Source organism: Endozoicomonas sp. G2_1 (assembly GCF_017744155.1).
Lineage (GTDB): Bacteria > Pseudomonadota > Gammaproteobacteria > Enterobacterales > Alteromonadaceae > JAGHQT01.
Window position 1 is genome coordinate 59491 of the sequence record NZ_JAGHQT010000018.1, and the last position, 10248, is coordinate 69738.

At 40.9% G+C, this 10248-nt stretch carries 8 protein-coding genes; 4 read left to right on the forward strand and 4 right to left on the reverse strand.

The window, feature by feature from the left end:
- Positions 1–564 precede the first annotated feature (564 nt).
- Positions 565–1632, forward strand: coding sequence for a uroporphyrinogen decarboxylase (gene hemE, locus J7384_RS16170; protein WP_209115571.1), 1068 nt, complete (start codon positions 565–567; stop codon positions 1630–1632).
- 476 nt (positions 1633–2108) lie between these two features.
- Entirely contained in the window at positions 2109–2543 is a 435-nt protein-coding gene (locus tag J7384_RS16175; protein WP_209115572.1) for a hypothetical protein, read from the forward strand.
- A gap of 336 nt (positions 2544–2879) precedes the next feature.
- Here the strand turns inward: J7384_RS16175 and sthA are convergent, their stop codons facing one another.
- Both sthA and J7384_RS16185 read right to left on the reverse strand, forming a co-directional pair.
- Positions 2880–4313, reverse strand: a complete 1434-nt coding sequence (gene sthA, locus J7384_RS16180; RefSeq protein WP_209115573.1) for a Si-specific NAD(P)(+) transhydrogenase — start codon at positions 4311–4313, stop codon at positions 2880–2882.
- Positions 4314–4719: 406 nt separating this feature from the next.
- Entirely contained in the window at positions 4720–5838 is a 1119-nt protein-coding gene (locus tag J7384_RS16185; protein WP_209115574.1) for a fatty acid desaturase, read from the reverse strand.
- A 501-nt stretch (positions 5839–6339) separates the two neighbouring features.
- On the opposite strand from J7384_RS16185, the gene fabR reads away from it, so the two are divergent.
- Complete coding sequence (fabR, locus tag J7384_RS16190; RefSeq protein ID WP_209115575.1) at positions 6340–6957, forward strand: HTH-type transcriptional repressor FabR; 618 nt, start codon at positions 6340–6342, stop codon at positions 6955–6957.
- A gap of 17 nt (positions 6958–6974) precedes the next feature.
- A complete protein-coding gene (locus J7384_RS16195) occupies positions 6975–7880 on the forward strand; it encodes a hypothetical protein (RefSeq protein ID WP_209115576.1) in 906 nt (301 codons plus the stop codon).
- A 16-nt stretch (positions 7881–7896) separates the two neighbouring features.
- Here the strand turns inward: J7384_RS16195 and trmA are convergent, their stop codons facing one another.
- Complete coding sequence (gene trmA / locus J7384_RS16200) at positions 7897–8991, reverse strand: tRNA (uridine(54)-C5)-methyltransferase TrmA (RefSeq protein ID WP_209115577.1); 1095 nt, start codon at positions 8989–8991, stop codon at positions 7897–7899.
- A 139-nt stretch (positions 8992–9130) separates the two neighbouring features.
- Positions 9131–9589 carry an RNA-binding protein gene (locus J7384_RS16205; RefSeq protein ID WP_209115578.1) on the reverse strand — a complete coding sequence of 153 codons (459 nt, stop codon included), beginning with the start codon at positions 9587–9589 and terminating at the stop codon, positions 9131–9133.
- Between the last annotated feature and the right edge of the window lie 659 nt (positions 9590–10248).

A 10248-nucleotide genomic window follows, 5' to 3' on the forward strand; every position in this document is an offset into this window, starting at 1 on the left:
GATCCTGCTAGAAAACATAATTGATGAGTATAAAACGGTTTATGTTTTTATCTGCTTGTTTTTCAATCTCCTTATGGTTTTATGTGTAACTAGTGTTAATTTTTGTTGTTTTTTTTTGTAATCGAAGTGTTTTCTGATAAATGTTTGAGGGCAGAGTGTCGCGTTGTTAAATAGGGAGCGCAGCCGAAATATATACAGATTGGATATACAATTTATTGGAGCTAAGGCGGATTGGTAAGTACTGTTTTGAGGGTATTTATCTGGGAGTATAAAAAAGCCTTACCCAAGGGGTAAGGCTATAAATGCTCGCTATATGGTCTAGTTAAACTAGCTTCTTGTTTGTTGTATCTTTGCTAGCGCAACCATTTTATACCAAAGCAAATATCGCAAAGCAACTTCTTTATTAGAGCATAAACTCGACGACAAGCCTCGTATTACAAGGCTTTCAGGTCAACGTGAATAATTACAGACTCTTGGTTATATTGTTTTCTATTGATATGGGTCATGGATTCAATTGTGCTTCGGTGATAAAATGCGCGCCATCAAATTTAAGAGGAAACCTTGGTGACAGAACTAAAGAACGATACTTATTTACGCGCGTTGTTAAAGCAATCGGTTGATTACACGCCTATTTGGATGATGCGTCAGGCCGGTCGATATCTTCCTGAATATCGCGAGACTCGCAGTCAAGCAGGTGACTTTATGTCGTTATGTCGCAATGCTGAGTTAGCTTGTGAAGTGACGCTTCAACCGTTAAGACGTTTTCCTCTTGATGCTGCGATACTTTTTAGTGACATCTTAACAATTCCTGACGCTATGGGGCTAGGTTTGTACTTTGAGACAGGTGAAGGCCCTAAGTTTGAAAGACCTATTACCTGTAAAGCCGACGTCGAAAAAATTGGCTTACCTGATCCAGAAGACGAATTAGGCTATGTTATGAACGCGGTGCGCACTATTCGCCGTGAATTGAAAGGTGAAGTACCGTTAATTGGTTTTTCTGGCAGCCCGTGGACACTTGCTACTTATATGGTTGAAGGCGGCAGTAGTAAAGCTTTTACCAAGATAAAGAAAATGATGTTTGCTGAACCTCAAACGTTACACCTTTTATTAGATAAACTAGCTGACTCTGTTATTACTTACTTAAATGCTCAAATTGCTGCTGGAGCTCAATCTGTGATGGTATTTGATACATGGGGTGGTGTGTTATCACCGCGCGATTATCAAGATTTTTCACTACAATATATGGCTAAAATTGTCGATGGTTTGACGCGTCATGCCGATGGTCGTCAAGTACCAGTTACTTTGTTCACTAAAAATGGTGGTATGTGGTTAGAGAAAATCGCTGCTACAGGCTGTGATGCTGTTGGCTTAGATTGGACTATTAACATTGAAGATGCCAAAGCTCGCGTCGGCGATAAAGTAGCGCTGCAAGGTAATATGGATCCATCTATGCTTTATGCGCCAACAGAGCGTATCGAGCAAGAAGTTGCTAAAATTTTAGCTGGTTATGGTGATACTAATACTGGCCACGTTTTCAACCTAGGTCATGGTATTCACCCAGATGTTAACCCAGACCACGCTGGTCACTTTATTGAATCGGTACATCGCTTGAGTAAGCCTTACCATCAGTAAATGTAGTTGACTATAAGGAGCCGAAAGGCTCCTTTTTTATGCTCAGGACGAACGGTATAGCGTGGTGCCATGGATGGCAAGGAACGCATATGTTCAGGACGAACGGTCAGGCGTTATGCTCCTGCAAAGCCTAAGTATCGACATCCGTGTCGGCAATAGCGCGGTGCCATGGCCTTTGCCGCTATCCCTAGCTCACAGGGTATTAGTACATCCTATACGTCAGATGGCAAGGAGCGCATATGCTCACGACTAAATGGATTTAGGTGGTAGAGCGAAGCATGGAGCCAGAGCCGAGGACGAACCGTCAGTTTTTTGTTTTTAACACAACTTGAGAACCGAAGGCCTTGTTTTTAATAGTCTGCCATCACAGACCACAACAAGTATAGGTGTCCAGAAATAGTGTCCTCAAGCCTAGGTGACGTATTACATATTTGCTAAGCTATGTTAACTTAGTGTTAATTATCAGGATTGAATTAATGAAAAAAATAGTCGCGTTAAGTTTATTGTTGGTATTACAAGGCTGTAACGATAACGATGATCAGTCATCAAATCGACCTGTTGCAGAAAAAACAGCTGAACATCAGGTTGTTGAACAAGAAAGTGCAATTGCAAAGCCGGGGCAAGCGATGACAGAAGAGCAGTTAAAACAAACACTAAAAGATCAAATGCAGCAGCAAGGTAAAGTCGTTCATTTGACTATGGAAGGCGGCTTTTTTGGCATTGTAACTCAAGATGGTCGTAAGCTTTTGCCAATGAACTTACCTAAGCAGCTCCAGCAAGATGGCGCTATTATTCAGTTCAGCGGTAAAGTAGTGACAGATATTCAAACGATACAGCAGTGGGGAGTACCATTTAAACTTAAGAACTCAAAGCTGATTCAGCCAGGTAGTGTCAAGGCAAGCGACATCTAGAGTAAACAGAAATTGTTAGCGCGCTTGAGAACTGCGCGCTAATACTTATACCCAAGCCACCTCAAGATGCTTGTTCAGTTGGAATTAAAAGCGATTTAGGCAAGGCATTGATTGCAAAGAATGGTTGTTCCCTTGTTAAAATCAATAACGTCGCATAAATTGTCTTTTAAACCAACCCTTCGGGCGCTTCACAGGAACTTACTCTCATCGTTGCAGCTAACTGAAAGGGAGTGACCATTCCTGCTAGCTGCGCCTTGATATTAAGCCCCTGTGACAGCGCTGAATCATGCATCTTGAGGTGGTTTGGGTATATATAACAATCAAACGGTATTCGCTCTAAAACAATCGATTCAATCCATTCAATGCCGCAACCCGAAATGCCTCAGCCATGGTTGGGTAGTTGAAGGTAGTATTCACGAAATATTCAATGGTGTTGTGTTCACCAGGTTGTTGCATGATTGCTTGCCCAATGTGGATAATTTCCGCTGCGTTCTCACCGAAACAGTGAATGCCGAGAATTTCTTTAGTTTCTCGATGGAACAATATCTTCAATGAACCAACGATATTATTTGATATTTGTGCTCGTGCTAAGTGCTTGAATTGAGCACGTCCAACTTCATATGGTACTTTGGCTTCAGTCAGCTCTTGCTCAGTTTTACCAACTGAACTGATTTCCGGGATGGTGTAAATTCCGGTTGGAATATCATTAATTAGTACAGCGTTACTTTCATTGTCCAAAATAGCATTGGCAGCTAAGCGGCCTTGGTCAAAAGCTGCGCTTGCTAAGCTAGGATAACCGATAACGTCACCAACAGCATAGATGTTGTCAACCTCTGTTTGATATTGTGCATTAACCTTCAATTGGCCTCTGCCATCAGCTTTAAGCCCAGCATTAGCAAGATTTAAATCAGAGGTATTACCGGTTCGACCATTTGCCCAAAGCAAACAGTCTGCTTTCATTTTTTTGCCAGACTCCAAATGAACAATCACACAGTCGTCCTGAGCATCTACCCGTTCAATTTGTTCACCGTGGCGAATAACTACGCCATTGTTCCAAAAGTGATAGCTCAATGAATCAGACATTTCGTCATCTAGGAATGATAGCAAGCGATCACGGGTGTTAATTAAATCAACTTTTACACCAAGTCCTCTAAAAATAGAGGCGTACTCGCTGCCAATAACACCTGCACCGTAAATGATAATATGTCGTGGGTCGTGTTTTAGCGATAGGATGCTGTCAGAGTCGTATACCCGAGGGTGATTAAAGTCAATTTCTGCTGGCTGATATGGTCTCGAACCTGTCGCGATGACAACAATTTTAGCGCTGATGGTTTCAGTTGAACCGTCTGGTTTGAGAATCTCAATAGTGTTTTGGTCAACAAATGATGCTTGACCGACAAAGTGACTAACGCGGTTTCGATTGTAAAAACCACTTCTCAATTTTACCTGTTTACCGATTACGGATGCGGCGTGGCCAAGAATGTCAGGGAAGGTTAAATGAAGGTTTTTATCAGTCCCGCTAAACAGTGGATTTGAATTATATTCAATTAAGCGACTGACTGATTGTCTGAGTGCTTTAGAAGGAATCGTTCCCCAATGGGTACAACCGCCACCAACATCTTTATAGCGCTCAACAACCGCAACGCGCTTTTCCTGCTTTGCCAAGTTCATGGCAGCACCCTCACCACCAGGTCCTGTGCCTAAGATGATGGCGTCAAAGTCGAAGGTGAGTGTTGTTTTGGCTGAGCTTGCTTTTTTAGTTTTAGTCAATGTGATGGCCCCAAATCCTATTTTTGTAAAAATTCTAACAGGATTTGGGGGATTGTGAATGGCTTATTTATACCCAAGCCACCTCAAGATGCTTGTTCGGTTGGAATTAAAAGCGATTTAGGCAAGGCATTGATTACTCCGGACATCCTGTCCTTCGCTGAAGCCAGCCTTCGGCTGTTCAAAAATGTTCCAGACATTTTTGTGCAAAGAATGGTTGCTCCCTTGTTAAAATCAATAACGCAGTATAAATCGCTTTTAAACCAATCCTTCGGACGCTTCACAGGAACTTACTCTCATCGTTGCAGTTAATTGAAAGGGAGTCACCATTCCTGCTAACTGCGCCTTGATATTAAGTCCCTGTGACGGCGCTGAACCACGTATCTTGAGGTGGTTTGGGTATCAGTGCTTATACCGTTTGTGCAGCTAATAGTTGCCAATTCTTCTTTTGTTCGATGAATTTTTCTTTAAGTTCTTGATAGTGTTTTACTAACTCAGAACTTTCAACTTCACTGACAAGCTCGTTACTCTTGTTCATCAGCATTTGTTTTTTAGCGGCGTAAAACTCATTGAGTTTGACGATTAACGCGTCGTAGTCTTGTTGCAGTTTAGCCATTAACTCATCGGCATTTGGGTGATACGCCAACTTACTTTGACTGCGTTTCAAAATCATTGCCAGCTTAGCTTTTTCAATTTTGTCTTCGGGACTTGTACGAAGTTTTGAGGTCAACTTTAAATATTCACAGCCTTTGATTAACCACTTAGTCGGATCGAATTGCCACCAACGAATGCCGTTGCGGTAGTCGTTTTCAAAAATGTGATGGTAGTTGTGATAACCTTCACCGAAGGTGAAAAACGCTAGAATCCCGTTATCACGAGCGGTGTTTTTATCTGTGTAGGTTTGCTTACCCCAGATATGCGCTAGCGAGTTAATAAAGAAAGTGGTGTGATGACTCAATACTAGGCGTAATACACCAAGCAACAATAAGCTGCTGATAACATCGCCATGCCATAGGCCAAATGCCAGTGGAATACCAAAATTAGTTAATACTGTCAGCAATAAATAGTGTTTGTGTTGCCACATCACAATCTTGTCTTTTTGTAAGTCGCGAACATTGTCGTAATTGTTGTAACGCTCTGGTTGATAGTCTCTTAACATCCAGCCTATGTGAGAAAACCAAAAACCGCGTTTTGCAGAATATGGGTCAACATCGTTATTATCAACGTGTTTGTGGTGAATACGGTGATCAGACGACCAATGTAAGGCGCTGTTTTGCAGTGCAAAAGCACCGCCAATGGCGAATAAAGAGCGCAAACTCCAATGAGCTTGGTAGGTTTTGTGTGACCAAAGTCTGTGATAACCCGCAGTAATCGACATACCGCAGTAACAAAAACAAATCACCGCAGCAATAATTTCAGCACTATCAAAACCGTGAGTTATTGCACGGTAAGGAACAGCAATTGCCGCAAATAAAAAGGTAATTAAAAAAACAAAGACATTGAGCCAAAGTACTCTAGGTTTGGTCATTAAGTTATTCACTAATTTCAGTGTACAGTTGTGCGCTATTTTATCTGCGTGACTGATACAGTCAAGTGTTGTCTGCCATTGACGCCGAAACAGTTGTTATACCCAAACCACCTAAAGATGCCTATTCAGTTGGAATTAAAAGCGATTTAGACAAGGCATTGGTTGTAAAGAATGGTTATTCCCTTGTTAAAATCAATAACGCTGTATAAATCGACTTTTAAACCAACTCTTCGGGCACTTCACAGCAACTTACTCTCGTCGTTGTAGCAAATCGAAAGGTTCCTGCATGGATGCAGGATATTAGAGCAACGCAGGAGCAGTTGCCGAGAGTAACCATTCCTGCTAGCTACGCCTTGATATTAAGTCCCTGTGAAAGTGCTGAATTATGTATCTTGAGGCGGTTTGGGTATGTAGATTTGATTGATATCAAGTTCAAGACAATAGTGCGTTAATTGAGTATTATGATTGGCAATATAGTTTATTGATTTAGTGGTAATAAATATGAGTGGTGTTAGAGCTCAACAAAAAGAAAAAACTCGCAGACAAATTATTGAGGCGGCATTGAGTCAACTTAGTGCCGAGCGAAGTTTTTCGGGCTTGAGCCTGCGCGAGGTTGCTAAAGAAGCTGGCTTAGCACCAACATCATTTTATCGACATTTTGCCGATATGGATGAACTCGGTTTAACCCTAGTTGATGAGGCCGGCTTAACCTTGAGACAACTGATGCGCCAGGCGCGTCAACGCATCGCCAAAGGTGGCTCGGTGATTAAAATTTCCGTTCACACGTTTATGGAATTTGTTGAAAACAGTGACAGTAGCTTTCGATTGTTACTGCGCGAGCGTTCGGGAATTTCTGCGGCATTTCGCGCTGCGGTTAACCGGGAAATTCGCTACTTCACACTAGAGCTTAGTGACTACTTACAAACAGCTAATAAACTCGATGCCGAAGTCGCTTATCTACAAGCTAATGCCGCCGTTACTATCGTCTTTAGTGCTGGCGCTGAAGCGTTAGACATGGATAAAAAAGAACGCGAACAATTGATCGATAATATTGTTCTGCAGCTTCGTTTTATTGCTCGCGGTGCCAACGATTTTTCAGCGCGCATACAAAAAAAATAGACTAAGGTTGTTCTCTTTTGCGGAATAAAATTTTCTGGCTGTTAATAACGCTTGTCTCTGGGCTACTGTTGTACGGATTAGTCACGAGCCAAACGACAGAGCATCACAAAATTACAGAGTTGGAGAGTAAGAATACTAGCGCTAAAACCAGCGTAGAATATGATCCTTCTGCTGAAATTGCTTTCAATCATCCGCAATCCACCATCAACCCAGTTATAAACGCTAGCGCATTTTCTTTGACTAATGGTTGGAAGTTAACAGGTGAGCTCAATCACCATTTGTCGCAATTGTATCTCGCAAGTGAACAAGGTGATAAACAAGCCAGTTATTTGTTAGCGAAAAACCTTCAATTCTGTTTGCGAGCGCCAAGCGATCAATCAAGTTATCAACTTGCGATAGAGCGAGGACAAGAGCAAGAATTTGATGATCGTTATTTCATTGAATTGTCACAACGCTATCAATATTGTCAGGGAATTAGCCAAAATGATAGGTATCGTTTTGTCGACTATTATCGAAAAGCTGCCGAGCAGGGCAGTGTCGATGCCATGGTTGATTACGGTGGCAACTATATTGAAGTGCTTGTCCAAGCCCATCAAAGTGCTGACACTGAAAAGCTCTCTCGACAAGATATTTTATCTATTCAGCAAGAATACTTAACGACAGCTGCGCAATACGGCCGTATTGATGCACTGGCGAAATTGTCGGACGGTTTATGGCAGCAAAAATTTGGTCATAACGATGGCGTGATAGCGTTGGCATACACAGATTTACTATTGAACCTGACCCAAGATAATGAGCTGTACAATCGTCATCAATGGTTTAAGCAGAGAATGTTGAAACAATTGAGTGACGATCAAATACAACAAGCACAGCAGTTGACTGAAGAGTTGTCTCGAAAAATTCAAACTCACCCGAATGGGTGAGTTTTAGCTATCAGGTTTAGCGTCGGCTCAAGATAACGCCGGTTTCAATGTGGTCGGTATATGGAAATTGATCAAACAAGGCAAATTGTTCAATTTTGTGTGTTTTCACTAGTAGCGTTAAGTTGTCTTTAAGGGTGTGAGGATTACACGAAATATAAATAACGCGATTAAAGCGGCTCACTAGCTCGACACTATCATCATCTAATCCCGCTCTTGGTGGATCTACCAATACAGTATCGTAGTTGTAGTCGGTTAAGTTGAAGTCAGCTAAACGACGAAATTTACGTTCACCGTTCATTGCTTGGCTGAATTCTTCACTCGACATTCTAATAATATCTACATTAGTAAGTTTGTTCGCACTAATATTGGTTTGTGCTGAATTCACTGAGCTTTTCGAAATTTCAGTACCTAACACACGATCAAAGTTTTCAGCTAAAGCAATACTAAAATTACCGTTACCACAGTAAAGCTCGATTAAATCACCGCCCAAACCTTTACTGGCATCTTGTGCCCAAGTCAGCATGTGCTGATTCACAATACCGTTCGGCTGAGTAAAGCTGTTTTCTACTTGCTGATACGCATATGTTTTGCCATTAACCGTTAACTGCTCTGTGACAAAGTCTTTGTCCAAAATAACCTTTTGTTTGCGAGCACGACCGATAATATCAACAGGCGCTAGTGTTGAAAGCTGCTGCTTGAGTTGTTGAGCCTGTTGTTGCCATTCATCATCAAGTGGCTTGTGGTAAAGCAAACTAACAAGTAACTCGCCACTTAACGTAGACAAAAAATCGACTTGAAATAATTTGCGTCTAAGTACTTGGTTATCGCGAATAGCATCCATCAGCGCGTTCATAGCTTGGTTGATTAGGGTGCTAGCGACAGGAAACTGATCAACGCGAAACTTTTCTTTAGTTTCACTATTGAACATTATGTAGTAGAGATCGTCTTCTTGATGCCAAACTCTAAATTCAGCTCTTAGGCGATAGTTTAGCGGCTCTGACTGAAAAATTGCCATGTCCGGTAAATCGAAGTCTGCAAACAGCTTAGCCATTGCATCTTGCTTGGTATCGAGTTGCTGCTGATAAAATTTAGGATCAATGTGACTAAACATATTCGTATCTCAAATAAAAAGGAGCGCAGATCTTATCGCCAACTTTAGTTTTGTCTAGTTTTATAGCAAGTTTTTATCAACCAAAAACAAAAAAGGCTCTTCAATAGAGCCTTTTTTCTGTATAGGTGCTCTATCTGTACTATGACTGATTGTCGTCACTTCGTTCAGGGCGTTCTTTTGCTTCTCGAACTTTTAACGTTCTTTGCTGGAATTCTTGATCATTTAGCGCATCAATTGCCTTATCAGAATCTGCGGCTGCCATTTCAACAAAACCAAAACCACGGCGCTTGCCGGTATGCTTGTCTTTCATTAGACGAACTGAATGCACCGTACCGTGCTCGGAAAACAAATGACGAACAGCTGCTTCATTTGCGCGGTATGGCAAATTACCAACATAAAGTGTTTTAACTTCCCCTAACTCAGTTGATGTTTCACTGGCAGAAGAGGTTGTAGATAGTAATGGAGCAATTAAAGCACCAATAAATAAACTTAGTGATACGTGTACAGCGTTAGCATTAAATAAACCTGCTGCAAAATAACCAACCAAAGCAAAAACGAGTGCGATGATAATAATTTTGAAGATTTGAGGAGACTTCATATTTCTTTACCTAATTATTATATTTTAAAAAGAAAGAGCAAAAGCTATGTTACCGAGCTTTTAATAGAGTGCAACTATAAGTTTAGTAATTAACCAAATTAATGACTAATTGAAAAACAAGGGCTTATACCTGTTTTATAAGTTACTCAATAGTGATGTATGTTGCAGTGATATGTCATTAGCTATACAAGATCAATGTATCACTTAAGATCGATGTAACACCGCGACTTTAATTAGTAGATAAATAGTGCATTTGCTTCTTCAATATAAATAGCGATAGCTTTTTTTAAAACAACTCTGCGTATTAAAGCAAAACATAGCGAGATAAAAGTGCATATTAATATATGGCCTGATTACCTAATAGATAAATTGAATGTCGCGATCTAGTACTATTTTCAAAATGATCATTAAAGTGATCGAATCACCTCTTTAATATCTATTGCCCTCTAAATAGTGATTTACAGCGAAATATCGGTTGGATCCTAATCGTTTTGTTTGAAAAGTAATCGAACAAACAAAAAAACGAAAAAACTTTAAAATAAGTGTTGACGGCCAGATAAAAATCTCTAAAATGCGCATCCACTTCCACGGGGCAGCCCAACGAAGTGTTTTGATAAGTTTAGTGAGCGAATATGCTAGGTAAACGGGTCAGATAACTT